This window comes from Staphylococcus sp. HMSC035D11, from assembly GCF_001836075.1.
GTDB lineage: Bacteria > Bacillota > Bacilli > Staphylococcales > Staphylococcaceae > Staphylococcus > Staphylococcus hominis.
Map to the genome: position 1 here is coordinate 1 of NZ_KV827236.1, position 238 is coordinate 238.

Sequence of the window (238 nt, forward strand, 5' to 3'; positions counted from 1 at the left end):
CTTGAGTGCAGAAGAGGAAAGTGGAATTCCATGTGTAGCGGTGAAATGCGCAGAGATATGGAGGAACACCAGTGGCGAAGGCGACTTTCTGGTCTGTAACTGACGCTGATGTGCGAAAGCGTGGGGATCAAACAGGATTAGATACCCTGGTAGTCCACGCCGTAAACGATGAGTGCTAAGTGTTAGGGGGTTTCCGCCCCTTAGTGCTGCAGCTAACGCATTAAGCACTCCGCCTGGG

At 52.5% G+C, this 238-nt stretch carries 1 rRNA gene; it reads left to right on the forward strand.

The features are described from left to right. A 16S ribosomal RNA gene (locus tag HMPREF2647_RS05130) occupies positions 1-238 on the forward strand; the annotation flags it as partial.